Consider the following 18,437-nt stretch of genomic DNA (forward strand, 5'->3'; position numbering starts at 1 on the left):
ATGGATATTGAACAATTTGATTTTCATTTACCAGAGGAACTAATCGCTCAGACACCATTAAAAGACCGGTCATCATCAAGACTTATGGTAGTAAATAGAGAGACGAGGGATTTTAAGCACCAGCATTTCACGGATATTGTGAAGTATCTCAAAGAAGGAGATTGTCTTGTATTAAACGATACAAAGGTTCTTCCAGCTAGGCTTTATGGCGTTAAAGAAGATACTGGGGCAAAAATAGAAGTGCTTTTACTTCATCAGGAAGAAAACGATACATGGGAGGTTCTAACAAAGCCTGCGAAAAAAGTTAAGGTTGGAACAGAGCTTGTGTTTGGAGATGGGATGCTAAAGGCGACTTGCAAAGGATATAAAGACCATGGTGGAAGAATACTGGAATTTTCTTATGATGGGATTTTTTATGAGGTTTTAGATCAATTAGGAGAAATGCCATTACCACCGTATATTAAAGAACAACTCTCGGAAAAGGATAGATATCAAACGGTTTACGCAAAAGAGGAAGGCTCCGCTGCAGCACCAACAGCTGGCCTCCATTTTACTGAAGAACTCCTTCAGGAAATTAAGGAAATGGGAGTAACTATTGCGTTCATTACATTACACGTTGGGTTAGGAACATTTCGCCCTGTTAGTGCAGACAGTATCGAAGAGCACAAAATGCATTCAGAGTTCTATCAAATGAATGCAGAAACTGCAGAAACACTAAATAATATCAAGCAATCTGGCGGCAGGATAATTTCTGTTGGTACAACATCAACGAGAACTCTAGAGACTATTGCCAGAGATCATGGTAAGTTTGTCGAAACAAGTGGATGGACAGATATCTTTATCTATCCTCCTTATGAATTTAAAGCAATAGATGGATTAATCACCAATTTCCATTTACCTAAATCAACACTGATTATGTTGGTAAGTTCCTTGGTGGATAGGGAAACAATACTGAAAGCATATAATGAAGCGGTAAAAGAGAAATATCGATTCTTCAGCTTCGGCGATGCGATGTTAATACTGTAGAAGAGGAAGTAGAAGATGCAACCAATTAGATATGAATTAATAAAAACAGATAAGCAAACTGGCGCAAGACTGGGGAGAGTTCATACTCCTCATGGATCCTTCGACACGCCTACTTTTATGCCTGTTGGTACATTAGCCACGGTAAAGACAATGAGTCCAGAAGAATTAAAGCAAATGGATGCAAGAATTATTCTCTCCAATACGTATCATTTATGGCTAAGGCCTGGGGAGGACATTATTAGAGAAGCAGGCGGGCTTCATAAGTTTATGAATTGGGATGGAGCTATCTTAACAGATTCAGGTGGTTTTCAGGTTTTTAGTTTAAGTGATATGAGAGAGATTAAAGAAGAAGGCGTACATTTTCGAAATCACTTAAATGGTGACAAGCTATTTCTATCACCAGAAAAGGCAATGCATATTCAAAATGCACTTGGCTCAGATATCATGATGGCGTTTGATGAATGCCCGCCATATCCAGCGACACATGAATACATGAAACAATCTGTAGAGCGGACCTCTCGCTGGGCAGAACGTTGCCTGGCTGCCCATGAACGTCCAGATACTCAAGGCTTATTCGGAATTGTTCAAGGCGGAGAATTCGAAGACCTGCGTAAGCAAAGTGCGAGGGATTTAGTTTCATTAGATTTCCCTGGATATGCAATTGGTGGACTATCTGTCGGAGAGCCGAAAGATATTATGAATCGGGTATTAGAATTTACAACACCACTGCTTCCTTCAGATAAACCAAGATATCTAATGGGAGTAGGTTCACCAGATTCCTTGATTGATGGGGCAATTCGTGGTATAGATATGTTTGATTGTGTGTTACCAACCCGAATTGCTAGAAATGGAACGTGTATGACCTCAAACGGACGGCTTGTAGTAAGAAATGCCAAGTATGCACGTGATTTCGGACCAATTGACGAGAATTGTGACTGTCATGTATGTAAAAATTATTCTCGTGCTTATATCCGTCATTTAATAAAATGCAACGAAACGTTTGGATTCAGACTTACTACTTATCATAACCTGCATTTTCTGGTAAAATTGATGGAGCAAGTTCGATTTGCAATTAAAGAAGATCGGCTTGGTGACTTTAAAGAAGAATTCTTTGAACAATATGGTTTAAATAAACCGGATGCAAAGAACTTTTAATATAGAGAGAGAAGGGAGGAAATAAGAACATGGAAATGCTAGTATCGTTATTACCGATTATCTTAATGTTTGTTATCTTTTATTTTCTACTAATTCGTCCACAACAAAAACGACAAAAGAAAGTAATGGAGATGCAAAATAGCCTGCAAAAAGGTGATGAAGTTGTAACAATTGGTGGCTTACATGCAACCATTCATGCATTGGATGAAGGTACAATTGTATTAATCACCGAAAGTGGTACAAAATTAAGATACGATCGTTCCGCAGTACGTGAGGCAAAACAATCTTAATGGAATTAGGTTTTATGTAATTCATACATAGAATTCTATAAAAAAGACAATCTTAACCAAAATGGTATAAGATTGTCTTTTTTTTATTTAACAATAATAACTTCTATCTTTTGATAATTCTTCACTTACAAAATAGCTTCGTGGCCATGGTTATTTCCATACCAAGTACAACGATTTTTTACAAATAGGGTAAATTTGATTTTAGTCATATTTCAACCGGCACTTACGAGAATTAGTACATCATTCATTAATATAATCTTCTATTTTGCATCTCCTATTATATTAACTCCAATTACACCGCCTAATATAGCCGCAAATAGATATCCTAAATGATGTAAAAGCTGCTCTACAGAAAATCCTTGCTGATATCCTAAATATTGTACGGAAAAAGTAAACAGTGTGAAACCTAAACCGGTTATTGCCCCTAGAATCCATCCCTTCATTTTTCCTTTCATTCCAGTGATTAGCCCGCCAATAAATAAGGATAATATGCCAACCGATAAGGCAACCCAAGATAAAATGTTTGCGTCCATAGATGTGACACGTAAAAGGAATGCAATAATTAAACTGGAAATTAGTATTAAACTAAATACGGATATCCATCCAAATAATAATGCATGAAAAAGCTGTCTTTGCATAACTTCTCCTCCTTAAGCTTTGTCCATTGTTATAGACATCTTATTCAGTACTTTTTAAAAATAGAAGAAATATTTGTCTCCTCCGCATAGAACATCATATGTAAGGAGGTATGGATGGATTTGAGCAAGGTTATAATCATAGATGAAGCTGCTGTGTAAATTTGGAATTATATAGAGTAGCCAACCCTTAAATCAATCTCTCCACTAAAAAAACTTCTGTAAAAAAGGTATCTGCTTTAATTCCTCCCTAGTAATAAAGCGGAGGGAGAAAATGAAGATAAGATATAAGACACAAAGAATGACCAGCAAGCCTAAGAATAGGATAATATTTGGTTGTATTAACTGGTATATATGTTTAAAGATATTACCTAATCCCCAAGTCAAAATAAGAAGGAGAATCATTTTACTAATGTCTTTAAAAGGGATCGTATAGTTAATAGCTTTTTGAAGAGTTAGTAAATGTAATAGTGTTATAAATACAACTCCAACACTCATAGCGATTGCTACACCCATAATTCCAAAGTTTGGATTAGATGCGAGTATGAACAGAACAGTAAATTTAACTACTGCTCCTGCTAAGCTATTCCACATTGCTTGCTTTGCTAAATCAAGGGCCTGTAAAGCAGCTTGGAGGGGAGATTGAATATATAGCAATAAATAGAATGGAGCCATTAGAATAAGAATTTGGCTGGCATTATCTGTACCGTACATATATGTTAAGATTTGTACCGAGAAAAGTGTAATTACTACGGTGGAAATTGCTCCAGATGCGAACGAAATTCGAATCGATTGATGGATACGGTAATGAATTAATTTGGTATTGTTTTTAGCCTCAGCTTCCGAAATAGAGGGTACTAAAGCAATAGCTAATGAATGCGTGATAAAGGTTGGTAAATATAAAAGTGGGAGTACGTATCCAGTTAATTCTCCATATTGTCTCGTAGCAAGAGAGGTGGTGAATCCCGCGATAGCTAGACTTTGAGCAACCAAAATAGGCTCAAGAAAAGTAGAAATAGATCCTATCATTTTACTTCCAGTGCTAGGAATAGAGATGGACAGTAATTCTTTCAACGTTCCCATACTGGATCTTAAATAAGTAAAAAAATTATTTCTTACCTTCATTCGTTTCACGCGTTTAAATTGTAGAATCATATAAAGAAGTGAGATAAACTCACCTAGTATGACACTGATCATCGCCCCTGCAGCGGCATATTCAATGCCGTAAGGAAGAAGCAGATTAATGAACAAGGCGACACAAGTAATTCTGACAATCTGCTCAATGACTTGCGCAATGCTTTGTGGGGTCATATTTTGTTTTCCTTGAAAATATCCACGTAGTACAGCAGAAATCGCAGTTATAGGAATAATAGGACTTATCGCGATTAAAGGCAATAATGTACGCTGGTCCGTAAGTAATGTTTTTGCTAGAAATGGCGCCCCAATTATCATGAGAACCGTACAAAGAATACTTGTTATGGAAGTGATGGTAAGGGAAACAATCAGAATTCGCTTTATTTTTGCATGGTCTCCAACGGCATCAGCTTCTGCCACTCGTTTGGATATGGCAACAGGAAGTCCTAATTGTGTGATTGTCATTGCTAAGAATAGTGTTGGCAAGGCCATCATGTATAAGCCAACACCTTCTTCTCCCATTAATCTGGCTACAACAATACGGTTAATGAAGCCTAGGAATCGAGTGATCATTCCAGCTAGTATAAGAATTAATGCACCTTTTAAAAATGATTGTTTGGTCATTCCTGTCCACCTGCCTTCTCAAATAATAAAAATTCATATACAATATATATATGCTAATGATGTGGCCAAGCATGACTATTACTATGAATACTCCGAGGAGGAGGAGAATGGAAATCATACAGACTGTAAATGATTGGAAACCAATGGTACAATCAGTGTTGGAGAGCAAAGTAGATGAATTTCAAGCGATGGGTTATTCCCAAGCTACTGCTGAAGATATATGGGTATGCTTAGAAGAAAAGGTTTGGAAAGGAAATCCTGAAAAACGTATTCATGAGGTAGTACAGGAAATTTTCAGACTTAGTTCGAATCAATATGTCAGCTATCTTACTGTGAAAGCTTACCAGGATGACGATGATTTAATGGCATCTATAGCTGCTTTGACAGGTAATCCAGAGTAGTAAAAAATAAGAAATACATAGTGAAAGTTCAGCATTTGCTGTAGATTAAGGAGGCAATTCATTCATGAAAAAAAGAGGCAGAGTCGTTGCCTTTTTTCTAGTCGTATTTTTATTCATGATAACGATTGGGACAACGATAACAGGAATCACGAAAGATATTAATTTAGGTTTGGACCTTCAAGGCGGATTTGAAATTCTCTATGAGGTTGAACCAGTAGATGAAGGACAGGAAATATCCAGAAGCTTAATGGAAGGTACGGTTCAGACATTAAATGACCGTGTCAATCGATTAGGGATTAGCGAGGCAGTTATTAATATTGAAGGTGAGAACCGTATTCGGGTGCAGCTTGCAGGTGTAGAAGACCAAGCACAAGCTAGAGAATTAATTGGTACTTCGGCGCAGCTTTCTTTCCGAGATGTTAATGACAATGAACTACTAAGCGGGACAGATATAAAGGAAGGCAGTGCGTCACAAGATTTTGATCCAAATACCAATCAACCGATTGTAACTTTGAGACTCAATGATGCAGCTAAATTTGGCGAAGTAACAAGTAAAATTAAGGATATGAATGATCCTGAAACCATCTATCCTGATAATCTGCTCGTTATATGGATGGATTTCCAGGAAGGAGATTCCTTCGCAGAGGAATTTGGGAAAGAGAATCCGAAATACATCTCTGCACCAAGTGTCACAGAAACTCTAAACACTACGGATGTTATGATAAGTGGTAATTTCACGGTTGAGTCTGCCCAGCAGATGGCTGATATAATAAATTCTGGGTCACTACCCGTACATATGAATGAGATCTATTCCAACTCAGTTGGAGCACAATTTGGTGAGAATGCGTTAAACCAAACTATAATAGCGGGAATAATTGGGGTAGCCTTAATCATACTCTTTTTACTCATTTTCTATCGATTCAATGGATTGATAGCTTCGATTAATCTTATCATCTATACCTATTTAGTTATTCTTGTTTTCGAGCTAATGAATGGTGTGCTTACTCTATCGGGGATTGCCGCATTAATTCTCGGTGTCGGGATGGCAGTGGATGCAAATGTCATTACTTTTGAACGGATAAAGGAAGAATTACGAGTAGGGAAATCAGTTAAAGCTGCATTTTCAGCTGGTACGAAGAACTCACTCTCTACTATTTTCGATGCTAATATAACAACCCTAATTGCGGCTGCCGTGTTATTTATCTTTGGTACCAGTTCTGTAAAAGGCTTTGCAACTATGTTGATTATCAGTATTTTAGTTAGTTTTATAACTGCCGTATTTGGAACACGTCTTTTACTTGGATTATGGGTACAGAGTGGTTTTCTTACTAAGCGTAAAACATGGCTGGGTGTCAAGAATAGCGAAATTCAGGATATTAATGATAGCAACATAGACGAAACCCCAACACTCTTTAATAAAGAAGTGAATTTCGTTAAACATCGAAATAAATTCTTTATTTTCACCATTTGTTGCGTGGTTATAGGTCTTATTGCGTTATTTATCCTACAGATTAATCCAGGGGTAGATTTCACAAGTGGATCCCGTATTGAAGTAGTATCTGATTCTGCATTGACCACTGAAGAGGTAGAACAAGGATTCGAGCAATTAGGATATGTACCAACTTCTATCGTTTTATCGGGGGAAAACAGTGAGATAGCAGTAACTAGATTTGATGATGTCTTATCAGACGACCAAATAAAAGAGGTTCAGAGCTTCTTTAATGAAAAATACGGACAAAATCCTACAGTAAGTGTCGTCTCTCCAATTGTAGGACAGGAGCTTGTCAAGAATGCCATATATGCCGTTGCTGTTGCAGCTGTCTTTATGATCATCTATGTGACTATACGGTTCGAGTTTTTCTTCGCTGTCACAGCGTTGATTGCATTATTACATGACGTTTTCATTATGCTGGTTCTTTTCAGTATCACACAAATCGAATTTGATATTACAATCATATCAGCGATTCTAACAATTGTGGGTTATTCTATTAATAATACCATCGTAATCTTTGATCGAATTAGAGAAAACATTCGTATGAAGAAACGGGTGAGTTCTTTTAAAGAACTATCAGAAATAGTCAATAGAAGTATAATACAGTCCTTTACAAGAAGTATGAATACGACGCTTACGACGCTAATAGCGGTTATTGCTTTCCTAATTTTAGGAGCGCAATCCATATTTAGCTTTGCATTGGCTTTAACTGTAGGACTGATTGCTGGGACATACTCATCTCTATACTTAGCATCACAAATGTGGTTAGTATGGCGTGGAAAATCTGTAAAAACGAAACCCTTAGATTTTAGAAAGAAAAAACGTGTAGATGGTCCTCAAGTATAAAGAAGACAACAATATATGAAATGTATTTGCTCCCCCTGACTCTCTCTAGTATAATAGATTAGTCAGGGGTGAATTTATGTTACAAAGTAAGTCAAATTGGAAGTATTGGATACCTGAAAATGTAGAAGAAACAAGTTTAGAAGATATAAATGGGTTATCCCCAATTGTTAAACAATTATTAATACAAAGAGGGCTAACTTCAACGAAAGAAATAAACCAGTTTTTATCACCTGATATAAAAAACTTATATAATCCTAATTTATTGTCATCGATTGAAAGAGCTACAGAGAGAGTTCACCAAGCAATTGCTAATAAGGAAAAGATACTAATCTTTGGCGATTACGATGCAGATGGTGTGAGTTCTACAACAGTTATGCTGAAGACGTTACAGGAGTTAGGTGCTGTTTGTGATTACTATATCCCCAATCGCTTTACAGAAGGGTATGGACCCAATGAACAAGCATTTATAGAAGCTAGTAAAAATGGCTTCAGTCTAATTATAACAGTAGACACAGGTATAGCGGCAGTACATGAAGCAGAGGTAGCGAGGAACTTAGGAATAGATTTAATTATTACAGACCACCATGAAGTTCAGCATGAGATTCCTGATGCATTCGCCATTATCCATCCTAAGTGTTCTCCTGACTATCCTTTCAACGAGCTTGCTGGTGTAGGTGTGGCATTTAAATTCGCTGAGAGTTTATTAGGTTACTTTCCGAAACATTTATTAGAGTTTGTTGCAATTGGTACGATTGCAGATTTAGTACCTTTAGTAAAAGAAAATAGAATCCTCTCTTACTATGGTTTACATGCTTTAACTATTTCTAAAAATCACGGAATCAATGCGTTGAAGCGTGTTTGTAAATTAGAAGGGTCTATAACAGAAGAGGATGTAGGATTTTCGATTGGTCCTAGAATCAACGCAGTTGGGCGACTTCAAGATGCAGAACTTGCGGTCCAATTGCTGATGACAGAAGATCCTGATGAAGCAGAAGAAATAGCTTTGGAAGTACAAGGAATAAATGAACAAAGACAGCAGATTGTAAATGATATTGTAAAAGAAGCAGAAGCGATGATAGACCAAGATCACGATGGAGTGATTGTGGTTGCGAAGGAAGGCTGGAATGAAGGGGTCTTAGGCATCGTTGCATCACGATTAGTAAAGAAATATGACCGTCCGGCCATTGTATTAACCATTAAGCGAGATCAACAAGAAGCAAAAGGCTCTGCTAGAAGTATACCAGCATTTGATTTTTTCCATTATGGTATGAAAATCAGAGAGCTATTTACTCACTTTGGAGGTCATTCGCAAGCAGCTGGTATGACCTTGCCTATAGAGAACATTTCACAGATAAGAGATAAATTAAGTGAATATATGCATACAGATTTATCCGAAGAAGATTTCAAACAGGAAATCGTTATTAGTGAATGTTTATCGATAGAGGAGATATCGATAGAAATGGTAAATGACCTCACAAGATTAGCTCCGTTTGGCATGCAGAACCCAAAGCCAATCTTTCAATTAAAGGAGATACCTGCTGAAGTCAGACAAATTGGCAGTATGAAAAACCACTTAAAAATACAATTTGCGAATAGTCAAGCCAGACTTGATGGTATTGGTTTTGGTCTTGGGGAATTATATCCTTATTTAACACCAAAGACACCGATATCTGTAGTAGGAGAACTGGGAATCAATGAATGGAACGGTATCAAGAAAGTTCAAATATTGATTCAAGATATGAAGATAGAAGAACGTCAAGTATTTGATGAAAGAGGAAAAAAAAGAATAGAAGTACTATCTTATCCAAATCAGCGCATATTATATATCAGTCATGAAAAGCCAGAGCATTCTATGGATAAAGATTGGGTAAATTATGAGATGAATATAAGTGAATTGCCAAAGGCCGATGTTCTTTATATCTATGACTTACCAAAAAGAGTAGAGGAACTCAGGCAAGTCATTCAACAAACACAACCAACAAATATCCATGCATGTTATACGGTTGAAGAAAGTGCATATTTAACCACTTTTCCTAAGAGGGAGGAATTTGTTTGGTTTTATGCTCTTGTAAAGAAACGGAAGAAAGTCGACTTAACTCGGGAGATTGCCTCCATCCAAAAGACTAAGGGCTGGACTAGAGAAAAAGTTATCTTTATTTCACAGGTGTTTTTTGAGTTAGGTTTTGTTACAATAACTAATGGAGTAATATCTTTGAACCCCAACCCAGACAAAAGGGATTTAAGTGATTCGATAATATACCGCGAACGTTTAAATAAGATGGAATTAGAGAAAGTGCTGTATTATTCAAATTACGACGATTTGAAACGGTGGTTTAATAATTGCATCATGGAGAAGGATAGTCCCAAGGAGGAATTAGCCAATGGATCTTAAGCAATATGTTGAAATAGTTAAAGATTATCCAAAAGAAGGAATTAGTTTTAAAGATATAACACCATTAATGAATGATGGGAAGGCTTTTAAAGCTGCCGTAGATGAAATTGTTGAGTATGCCAAAGAGAAGGAAATTGATATTATTGTTGGCCCGGAAGCTCGTGGTTTTATTATTGGTTGCCCTGTTTCCTATTCATTAGGGGTTGGTTTTGTACCAGTGCGAAAAGAAGGTAAATTACCACGTGAAGTAATCAAAGTGGATTATGGTCTAGAATATGGAAAAAATGTATTAACCATTCATAAGGATGCAATAAAACCTGGACAACGCGTACTTATTACAGATGACTTACTGGCAACAGGCGGAACGATCGATGCAACTATTAAATTAGTTGAAGAACTTGGTGGTGTTGTAGTGGGTTGTGCATTTTTAATTGAATTAAGCTACCTAGATGGTAAAGACAAGTTAGATGGATATGATGTATTATCCTTAATGAGTTATTAATAAGCAAATGAAAAAAGTCTGGCGAATTTCGTCAGACTGTTCTTTTATATCTTTTAAAAAAGTTGTTGATTTTAGTCGAATAATGAATTAATCATACAAATTGCTTAATTCTTTCCGCTATTGGCTAATAATATGATAAAATAAATCAAATAACCTAAATGAAAAAGGGCTATTTGACTGAATTAATATTTTAAATCTTGGCTTGTCGAAAGTCTATAGTAAAGCCAAGTTTTTCTTATACAGTGACAAATTAATACTTTTAAATACAAAATAAACCAAATTTACCTATGGTAGCAAAATAAGGTGATTTCATGGCGAAAGATGATAATTATACAGTAAAAGATGTAATAGAGAAATCAAGTAAGTATCTGGATGACGAGGATATTGCCTTGATTCAAAAGGCGTACGATTACGCAAAAGATGCTCATAGCGAACAATATCGGAAATCGGGAGAGCCGTATATCATTCATCCTGTACAGGTTGCTGGGATACTAGTTGATTTAGAAATGGATGCAGAGACCATTGCGGGTGGCTTTTTACATGATGTTGTGGAAGATACAGAGATTAAACTGGAAGATATCGAGGAGTCTTTCAATCATGAAGTGGCGATGCTGGTAGATGGAGTCACGAAATTAGGTAAGATAAAGTATAAATCTAAAGAGGTTATTCAGGCAGAAAACCATCGAAAAATGTTTGTAGCCATGGCAAAGGATTTGCGAGTTATTCTTATCAAACTAGCAGATAGGCTGCACAATATGCGAACATTGAAGCATTTACCACCAGAGAAACAGCGTCAAAAAGCAAATGAAACACTGGAAATATTTGCTCCACTTGCGCATCGTTTAGGTATATCGACAATTAAATGGGAGCTCGAAGATACAGCTTTACGATACTTAAATCCACAGCAATATTATCGAGTTGTCCATCTCATGAAGCAAAAGCGAGAAGAACGAGAAAATTATATTCAAGAAGTGGTGGATGAGCTAACAAACCAGCTTAAAGAAGTGAATATAGACGCAGAAATGTCAGGTCGGCCTAAGCATTTATACAGCATTTATCAAAAGATGACAAAACAAAATAAACAATTTAATGAAATATATGATTTATTTGCTGTGCGAATTGTAGTAGAAAGTATCAAGGATTGTTATGCTGCTCTTGGCATCATTCATACAAATTGGAAGCCTATGCCTGGAAGATTTAAGGATTACATTGCTATGCCGAAGCAGAACCTGTATCAGTCATTGCATACCACAGTTATCGGTCCAAAGGGAGACCCTTTAGAAGTACAAATTCGTACAAAGGAAATGCATGAGATCGCAGAATATGGAATTGCCGCTCATTGGGCATATAAAGAGGGCAAGCAACTCAATAATGGTAAGAAATCTTTTGAGGAAAAACTAACCCTATTTAGAGAAATACTAGACTGGCAAAGCGATACGCATGATGCAGAAGAGTTCATCGAATCCTTGAAAGTCGACCTATTTTCAGATATGGTTTATGTTTTTACACCTAAAGGTGATGTAATTGAGTTACCCTCTGGTTCTGTTCCTTTAGATTTTGCATATAAGATTCATACTGAAATCGGAAATAAAACGGTCGGTGCAAAAATAAACGGTAAAATGGTTCCACTTGAATATAAATTAAAAAATGGTGATATCGTGGAGGTCTTAACCTCTAAGCATTCGTATGGACCATCTCAAGACTGGTTAAAAATTGCTCAAACCACGCAGGCGAAAAGCAAGATAAAGCAATACTTTAAGAAACAGCGAAAAGAAGAAAATGTAAGTAAAGGTAAAGAGGCAGTAGAAAAAGAAATTCGTGCATTGAATTTTGAACCGAAAGATGTCTTAGTCCAAGAGAATCTTGGTCGGGTTTTAGAACGATTTAACTTCCAGTCAGAGGACGATATGTATGCAGCAGTTGGTTACCAAGGAATTACGGCAGCATTAATCGCAACACGTTTGACTGATAAAATGCGTGAAAGACAGCAGAAAGAGCAGGAGCTTGCATTAACAATTAATGATGTAAAGACTGCAGATGTAAGTCACAGGCCATCCCATAAGAAAGATTCAGGAGTTCGTGTTGAAGGTATAGATAACTTATTAGTAAGACTTGCAAAGTGTTGTAATCCAGTACCAGGAGACGATATTGTTGGTTACATCACAAAGGGACGTGGAGTATCTGTTCACCGTGATGATTGTCCTAATGTACAAACAGATGAAGCTAAGGAACGGTACCTCCACGTTGAGTGGGAAAATAATCAACCGGATAGCAAACAGTATCATGTTGATTTAGAAGTAACCGCTTATGACAGAAGAGGTTTGCTAAATGAGGTTTTACAGGCTGTGAACGAAATGAAAACCAATATTACCCATGTTAATGGCCGCTCTGATCAAAATAAAACGGCTGTCATTCAGATTACAATCTTGATTCATAATACCCAGCACCTGCGGAAAATTGTAGAACGAATTAAACGAATTAAAGATGTATACAGTGTAACCCGTACAATACACTAGGGACGGTATGAAAGGATTGAAAAGAAGATGAAAGCAGTTATTCAAAGAGCGCGTAATGCAAATGTAAAAGTAGATGGAAAAGTAATCGGTGATATAAAACACGGCTTCGTTATTTTACTCGGTATCACCCATGATGATAATGAAGAAGATGTAGATTACCTAGTAAAGAAAATTATTCATTTACGTGTATTTGAAGATGATAACGAAAAAATGAATCACTCGTTGCTTGATGTAAATGGCGAAGTCCTATCTATCTCTCAATTTACATTGTATGCAGATACAAAAAAAGGAAGAAGGCCCAGTTTTATTCAAGCAGCTAAACCAGAGGAAGCAAACATTTTATATGAGCAGTTTAATGAAAAACTTAGAGCTGAAGGAATAGTGGTCGAAACCGGTCAGTTCGGAGCCATGATGGATGTCACATTAACCAATGACGGCCCAGTTACATTAATAATAGATAGCAAGGAAAAATAAAGGCAGACTGTGTCCTGCACTTATTTTTCGATTAGCAAGTTTAATGTATTGCTTAAGCAGTGAAATTAGATAACGTAAATTAGCTAAAAGCCAGCATATTCGCAAAAAAATCGAATGTGCTGGCTTTTCTAATATGTAATGATTTGCTAGCTTTAAAAAAAACTAAAGAAATTCCTTATTCAGAGAAGTATCTTCCTAAACCATTAACAATGCCTGAGACAAGTTTATTTTGATAAGCTTTTGTTAATAACTTTGCTTCTGTCTCAGTATTCGAAATGAATCCTAATTCAACTAGAACAGATGGTATAAAATTCTGTCTAATAACATATAAATCACCGCTTCCAACTCCGCGATCTTTTCCATCTGTTGCTTTGATTACTTCACGCTGTATATGTTCCGCAAGTGCTTTGTCTTGGTTATGATAATAAAACGTTTCTATTCCTGTTACTTGCGGCTGTTCTGTAAAGCTATTATAGTGAATGCTTATAAAAGCGTCAGCGTTGGATATATTGGAAAAACTGACTCTTGCTGCTAGAGAAACGAATTCATCTTCTGGTCTAGTTAGCATTACATTGGCACCTAATGCACTAAGTTCCTTCTCTAGCTCTGTAGCAGTAAAATATGCAAAGTCCTTCTCATACGTACCTGTAGCACCAATTGCACCTACATCATGTCCACCGTGTCCTGCATCGATAATAATCGTTTTATCTTGAAAGGAATTATTCTTTGCATCGGTATCAGGAGTATCATCTAGTAAACCTTTGTATAAATAGCCAGTAATTTTATCATTTTTGACTTCGTACCAATCATCCATTTCGGACAGAATAGTAAATTCTTCATTAGCGTTTGCAAAATAAACAATCTCATAGTCGGTAGAAGGCCCATTCCTTAATTGAGTTTGATCCTGTTGAATGGATAGTTTCTTCCCCTTTTTTTCTTTCCCTATTTTAGCTTCAGTACCATTAATTGTTACGAATTCCGCAGTTACCCAACCAGTGCCACTATCCAGCTCAATTTCAACCCAATCTTCCTCTTGTTGAAGGAAGGGATATACTTCTTCGGCATTTGCTTGTCCGACAGTTGGATATTCTGTTCCAGGACCACTGCGAATATTGAGATTATCTACTCTAACTAAAACCTCATCTGCTTGTACCGTAGTGATGCAAGCTCCAATTACAAGCGTAACCGTAACCATAAATAGAATGAGTTTCTTCATTCGTTATATATTTCCTTTCTTTAAACAGTCTCCAACAAGTATAATAAAAATTTCTTTATTAGGCAAAGCTATTGATATAGCAAAGGAGGAATTTGGATGCGGGTACATGTTAAACAATGGAGTGCTAGAAATAGTAATGATATTTTTGGAGTTAATTTCCACCGATTTACAGAAATCGAAAGTCATGCAAATCATTTGGAAATCGCAGAAGAATTAGGTATATCAATAGGTGAGGTTAGAACTCTGAAGAAAAAATTGGATCGTGCTTGACAATCTTTAGAGGAAATATTAATATTAAAGACATTCAATATTAACGAACAAATGTAAATATGCAATAGATCCAATGAGGGAAAGAGTAATTAGTGACCAAATGAAAAGAGAGAAAATGCCATGGCTGAAAGCATTTTTACATGTTGGGCTAATGAAAGACATTCCTAAGGATTTATATCGAAATAGAGTAGATATAAACGTTTGGCAGGCGTTAACTGCATCGAGTGGATACACAGTATCAACTAGGGTGGCAACGCGGGTAAACTCCCGTCCCTTATTTTAGGGACGGGAGTTTTTTCTATGCATAATTTTAAAAATTAAGTTTGGAGGTATATTAAAATGAGTTTGAGTGCACCACGTGGAACGGCTGATATTCTGCCTAAAGATGCAAAAAAATGGCAATATGTCGAGCAGCAAATAAAGTCGATTTGTGATAATTACAATTACCAGGAAATACGCACCCCATTGTTTGAACATACGGAGGTTTTTCAAAGAGGAGTTGGAGATTCTACTGATATCGTTCAAAAAGAAATGTACACCTTTGAAGACCGTGGGGGAAGAAGCTTAACTCTTAGACCTGAAGGAACAGCTGCTGTTTCGCGTGCATTTGTGGAGCATAAGTTATTTGGTGAACCAAATCAACCTGTCAAACTATACTATTTTGCTCAAATGTTCCGTTACGAACGTCCACAAAAAGGGAGGATGCGTCAACTAAATCAATTTGGCGTAGAAGTCTTAGGTAGTGCTAGTCCTTCAGTAGATGCAGAAGTAATAGATTTAGCAATGACAGTTTATCGTAAACTCGGTTTAAGCTCCATAAAATTAGTCATCAATTCATTAGGTGACAAAGAGAGCAGGACGAATCATAGAAACGCACTGGTAGAACACTTTAGCCCCCATAAGCATGAGCTGTGTGCAGACTGCCAAACTAGATTATCTCAAAATCCTTTACGTGTACTTGATTGCAAAAAGGACCGTGACCATCCAGCAATGAAAACGGCACCCTCTATTTTGGATTATTTAAACGAAGAATCAAAAGAGTATTTTGAACAGGTCAAAACTAACTTAACAGCTATGGGAATTCAATATGTAGTTGATCCCAATCTAGTTCGGGGTCTAGATTATTATAATCATACTGCATTTGAAATTATGAGTGATGCGGAAGGCTTTGGGGCTATTACTACTCTAGCTGGCGGTGGAAGATATAATGGCTTAATCGAAGAACTAGGTGGCCCCAATACTCCTGGAATTGGCTTTGGAATGGGTCTTGAACGTTTGTTAATGGCGCTTGAAGCTGAAAAGGTAGAAATTCCACTTGACGATGCATTGGATTGTTACGTCGTTGCAGTGGGGAATAAAGCAGAATTGGAAGCTGTAAAAGTTGTTCATCAACTACGAAATGAAGGAATTCAAGCAGACAAAGATTATCAAAATCGTAAAATGAAAGGCCAATTTAAAGCAGCAGACCGTCTGCAAGCAAAGTATGTCCTAATTTTAGGAGAAAGTGAACTTGAAAGACAAGTCATCAATGTGAAATCTATGGGAACAGGAGAACAAACAGAAGTATCTCTTGGCAATATCGTAGAAGCAATGAAAGGGTACCTTCAGGGAGGAAAAGGCGAATGATGGAAAGAATATTAGCAGGTACAATTACAGAAGAGTATATTGATCAAGTTATTCAATTAAAAGGTTGGGTACAAAAAAGGCGTGATTTGGGTGGATTGATTTTTATTGACTTGCGTGATAAATCAGGGTTAGTTCAAGTTGTATTCAATCCAGATTATTCAAAGGAAGCATTAGAAATTGCAGACAAAATACGATCTGAATATGTTGTTGAAATCACTGGTCAGGTGGTTGGTCGTGATGCCTCTACCGTGAATCCGCTAATGGAAACCGGGACTATTGAAGTGCTTGCGAAGGAGATTGTTATTTTAAACAAAGCTAAAACACCTCCTTTTACTATTCAAGATGAAACCGATGTATCAGAAGATTTACGATTAAAGTATCGATATCTTGACTTGCGCAGAAAACCGCTACAGGAAACATTTAAATTACGTCATAAAACAACACAAGCAATTCGTAATTACCTAAATGATAACGGCTTTTTAGAAATGGAGACACCAATTCTTACTAAGAGCACCCCAGAAGGAGCTCGTGATTATTTGGTGCCAAGCCGTGTTCACCCGGGTGAATTCTATGCGTTGCCACAGTCACCGCAACTTTTTAAACAATTGATTATGATGAGTGGGTTTGAAAGATATTATCAAATCGCTCGTTGCTTCCGTGATGAAGATCTGCGAGCAGATCGTCAACCAGAATTTACTCAAGTGGATATTGAGACATCGTTTATGACCAGCGATGAAATTATGGAAATGACAGAACGCATGATGCAGAAGGTTGTTAAGGAAGTAAAGGGAATTGAAATTGAATTGCCACTTCCTAGAATGCCTTACCAAGAAGCAATGGACCGCTTTGGTTCAGATAAACCGGACACAAGATTTGGATTAGAATTAATTCATATCTCTGATATTGTAGCTAATGCAGGTTTCAAGGTATTTAAAAGCGCGATTGAAAATGGTGGTAAAGTAGCCATGTTAAATGTAAAAGGCGAAGCTGCAAACTTCTCCAGAAAAGATATTGATAAATTAACAGAGTTTGTTAGTGTCTACGGAGCGAAAGGTTTAGCATGGTTGAAACTAGAAGGGGAAGAGTTAAAGGGACCAATTGCGAAATTCCTGTCTGAAGAAGAGAAAACGAATATTTCTAATCGCGCAGAAGCAACAGATGGTGATTTATTATTATTTGTTGCTGATAAGAGTTCTGTGGTCTATGATAGTTTAGGTGCTCTTCGTCTCAAACTAGGTAAAGAGTTGAATTTAATTGATGAAGCGGAATTTAATTTCCTCTGGGTAACGGACTGGCCGCTTTTAGAATATGATGAAGAGCTTGGCAGATATTTTGCTGCACACCATCCATTTACATCTCCAGTTGAGGAAGACTTGGAAAAGCTGGAAACCGACCCTGAAAATGTTCATGCAAATGCGTATGATCTAGTGTTAAATGGTTATGAATTAGGCGGAGGATCTATCCGTATATACAACCGCGATTTGCAGAACAGAATGTTTAAAGTGTTAGGATTCACACAAGAAGAAGCTGAAGAGCAATTCGGCTTCCTATTAGATGCTCTCGAGTATGGTGCTCCTCCACATGGTGGTGTTGCGTTAGGATTAGATCGTATTATCATGCTACTAGCTGGAAGAACAAATTTACGAGATACAATCCTGTTCCCTAAAACTGCCTCTGCCTCTGATTTACTAACAGAAGCACCGAGTCCAGTGAGTGGAGAACAATTGGATGAACTATCTATTCATTTATCAAAGGAAAATGACTAATAAAAAGTAATTGATGATAAGAAATTGTAATAGTTGTAATGTAAATTTCATCCAATGTTTCATTGAAAATGA

The 18,437-nt window shown here is 36.9% G+C and carries 15 protein-coding genes and 1 other annotated feature; of the genes, 12 read left to right on the forward strand and 3 right to left on the reverse strand.

The annotated features are described in order from the left end of the window. The 3 genes from queA to yajC are packed head-to-tail and all read left to right on the forward strand — an operon-like array spanning position 1 to position 2,471. The gene (queA, locus tag D8M04_RS01495; protein WP_121520709.1) at positions 1 to 1,026 is read left to right on the forward strand and encodes a tRNA preQ1(34) S-adenosylmethionine ribosyltransferase-isomerase QueA; all 1,026 of its coding nucleotides are present in this window, start codon (positions 1 to 3) and stop codon (positions 1,024 to 1,026) included. A gap of 15 nt (positions 1,027 to 1,041) precedes the next feature. After that, complete coding sequence (tgt, locus tag D8M04_RS01500; protein ID WP_121520712.1) at positions 1,042 to 2,181, forward strand: tRNA guanosine(34) transglycosylase Tgt; 1,140 nt, start codon at positions 1,042 to 1,044, stop codon at positions 2,179 to 2,181. A 29-nt stretch (positions 2,182 to 2,210) separates the two neighbouring features. Next, complete coding sequence (yajC, locus tag D8M04_RS01505; RefSeq protein WP_121520714.1) at positions 2,211 to 2,471, forward strand: preprotein translocase subunit YajC; 261 nt, start codon at positions 2,211 to 2,213, stop codon at positions 2,469 to 2,471. Positions 2,472 to 2,731: 260 nt separating this feature from the next. On the opposite strand, the gene D8M04_RS01510 is transcribed toward yajC, so the two are convergent. Together D8M04_RS01510 and spoVB are read right to left on the reverse strand one after the other, a co-directional pair. Then, positions 2,732 to 3,109 (reverse strand): TIGR04086 family membrane protein, encoded by a 378-nt coding sequence (locus tag D8M04_RS01510; protein ID WP_121520716.1) that lies wholly within the window; start codon positions 3,107 to 3,109, stop codon positions 2,732 to 2,734. A gap of 204 nt (positions 3,110 to 3,313) precedes the next feature. Beyond that, positions 3,314 to 4,864, reverse strand: coding sequence for a stage V sporulation protein B (gene spoVB / locus D8M04_RS01515; protein ID WP_121520718.1), 1,551 nt, complete (start codon positions 4,862 to 4,864; stop codon positions 3,314 to 3,316). Between the two features lie 107 nt (positions 4,865 to 4,971). On the opposite strand from spoVB, the gene D8M04_RS01520 reads away from it, so the two are divergent. The 6 genes from D8M04_RS01520 (at position 4,972) to dtd (ending at position 13,487) form a co-directional block, all read left to right on the forward strand. After that, entirely contained in the window at positions 4,972 to 5,265 is a 294-nt protein-coding gene (locus tag D8M04_RS01520; RefSeq protein ID WP_121520720.1) for a post-transcriptional regulator, read from the forward strand. Positions 5,266 to 5,329: 64 nt separating this feature from the next. Beyond that, positions 5,330 to 7,603, forward strand: coding sequence for a protein translocase subunit SecDF (gene secDF / locus D8M04_RS01525; RefSeq protein ID WP_121520722.1), 2,274 nt, complete (start codon positions 5,330 to 5,332; stop codon positions 7,601 to 7,603). A 76-nt stretch (positions 7,604 to 7,679) separates the two neighbouring features. Further along, positions 7,680 to 9,995: a single-stranded-DNA-specific exonuclease RecJ gene (recJ, locus tag D8M04_RS01530; protein ID WP_121520724.1), complete on the forward strand. Its 2,316-nt coding sequence runs from the start codon at positions 7,680 to 7,682 to the stop codon at positions 9,993 to 9,995. After that, complete coding sequence (locus tag D8M04_RS01535) at positions 9,985 to 10,497, forward strand: adenine phosphoribosyltransferase (RefSeq protein WP_121520727.1); 513 nt, start codon at positions 9,985 to 9,987, stop codon at positions 10,495 to 10,497. Before recJ ends, D8M04_RS01535 begins: the two co-directional genes overlap by 11 nt. A 311-nt stretch (positions 10,498 to 10,808) precedes the next feature. Continuing rightward, positions 10,809 to 13,013 (forward strand): RelA/SpoT family protein, encoded by a 2,205-nt coding sequence (locus D8M04_RS01540; RefSeq protein WP_121520729.1) that lies wholly within the window; start codon positions 10,809 to 10,811, stop codon positions 13,011 to 13,013. 27 nt (positions 13,014 to 13,040) lie between these two features. Further along, positions 13,041 to 13,487, forward strand: a complete 447-nt coding sequence (gene dtd, locus D8M04_RS01545; RefSeq protein ID WP_121520731.1) for a D-aminoacyl-tRNA deacylase — start codon at positions 13,041 to 13,043, stop codon at positions 13,485 to 13,487. Between the two features lie 175 nt (positions 13,488 to 13,662). On the opposite strand, the gene D8M04_RS01550 is transcribed toward dtd, so the two are convergent. Continuing rightward, positions 13,663 to 14,703, reverse strand: a complete 1,041-nt coding sequence (locus D8M04_RS01550) for an N-acetylmuramoyl-L-alanine amidase family protein (RefSeq protein WP_121520733.1) — start codon at positions 14,701 to 14,703, stop codon at positions 13,663 to 13,665. A gap of 96 nt (positions 14,704 to 14,799) precedes the next feature. Here D8M04_RS01550 and D8M04_RS20105 point away from each other — a divergent pair, with 96 nt between their 5' ends. The 3 genes from D8M04_RS20105 (at position 14,800) to aspS (ending at position 18,365) form a co-directional block, all read left to right on the forward strand. Continuing rightward, on the forward strand, positions 14,800 to 14,973 hold the full coding sequence (locus D8M04_RS20105) for a hypothetical protein (RefSeq protein WP_187695390.1): 174 nt from the start codon (positions 14,800 to 14,802) through the stop codon (positions 14,971 to 14,973). A gap of 64 nt (positions 14,974 to 15,037) precedes the next feature. Further along, positions 15,038 to 15,251: a binding site (T-box leader), on the forward strand. Between the two features lie 61 nt (positions 15,252 to 15,312). Then, positions 15,313 to 16,599, forward strand: coding sequence for a histidine--tRNA ligase (gene hisS, locus D8M04_RS01555; protein ID WP_121520735.1), 1,287 nt, complete (start codon positions 15,313 to 15,315; stop codon positions 16,597 to 16,599). After that, positions 16,596 to 18,365: an aspartate--tRNA ligase gene (aspS, locus tag D8M04_RS01560; protein ID WP_121520737.1), complete on the forward strand. Its 1,770-nt coding sequence runs from the start codon at positions 16,596 to 16,598 to the stop codon at positions 18,363 to 18,365. Before hisS ends, aspS begins: the two co-directional genes overlap by 4 nt. The last annotated feature ends 72 nt before the right edge of the window (positions 18,366 to 18,437 follow it).

Origin of the sequence: Oceanobacillus piezotolerans, assembly GCF_003665065.1 — a bacterium.
Taxonomy (GTDB): Bacteria; Bacillota; Bacilli; order Bacillales; family Amphibacillaceae; genus Oceanobacillus; species Oceanobacillus piezotolerans.

Bases quoted from the DNA above. Each gene is read 5' to 3' on its own strand.
- queA (WP_121520709.1), top strand. From the start codon at position 1: ATGGATATTGAACAATTTGATTTTCATTTACCAGAGGAACTAATCGCT.
- tgt (WP_121520712.1), top strand. From the start codon at position 1,042: ATGCAACCAATTAGATATGAATTAATAAAAACAGATAAGCAAACTGGC.
- yajC (WP_121520714.1), top strand. From the start codon at position 2,211: ATGGAAATGCTAGTATCGTTATTACCGATTATCTTAATGTTTGTTATC.
- D8M04_RS01510 (WP_121520716.1), bottom strand. From the start codon at position 3,109: ATGCAAAGACAGCTTTTTCATGCATTATTATTTGGATGGATATCCGTA.
- spoVB (WP_121520718.1), bottom strand. From the start codon at position 4,864: ATGACCAAACAATCATTTTTAAAAGGTGCATTAATTCTTATACTAGCT.
- D8M04_RS01520 (WP_121520720.1), top strand. From the start codon at position 4,972: ATGGAAATCATACAGACTGTAAATGATTGGAAACCAATGGTACAATCA.
- secDF (WP_121520722.1), top strand. From the start codon at position 5,330: ATGAAAAAAAGAGGCAGAGTCGTTGCCTTTTTTCTAGTCGTATTTTTA.
- recJ (WP_121520724.1), top strand. From the start codon at position 7,680: ATGTTACAAAGTAAGTCAAATTGGAAGTATTGGATACCTGAAAATGTA.
- D8M04_RS01535 (WP_121520727.1), top strand. From the start codon at position 9,985: ATGGATCTTAAGCAATATGTTGAAATAGTTAAAGATTATCCAAAAGAA.
- D8M04_RS01540 (WP_121520729.1), top strand. From the start codon at position 10,809: ATGGCGAAAGATGATAATTATACAGTAAAAGATGTAATAGAGAAATCA.
- dtd (WP_121520731.1), top strand. From the start codon at position 13,041: ATGAAAGCAGTTATTCAAAGAGCGCGTAATGCAAATGTAAAAGTAGAT.
- D8M04_RS01550 (WP_121520733.1), bottom strand. From the start codon at position 14,703: ATGAAGAAACTCATTCTATTTATGGTTACGGTTACGCTTGTAATTGGA.
- D8M04_RS20105 (WP_187695390.1), top strand. From the start codon at position 14,800: ATGCGGGTACATGTTAAACAATGGAGTGCTAGAAATAGTAATGATATT.
- hisS (WP_121520735.1), top strand. From the start codon at position 15,313: ATGAGTTTGAGTGCACCACGTGGAACGGCTGATATTCTGCCTAAAGAT.
- aspS (WP_121520737.1), top strand. From the start codon at position 16,596: ATGATGGAAAGAATATTAGCAGGTACAATTACAGAAGAGTATATTGAT.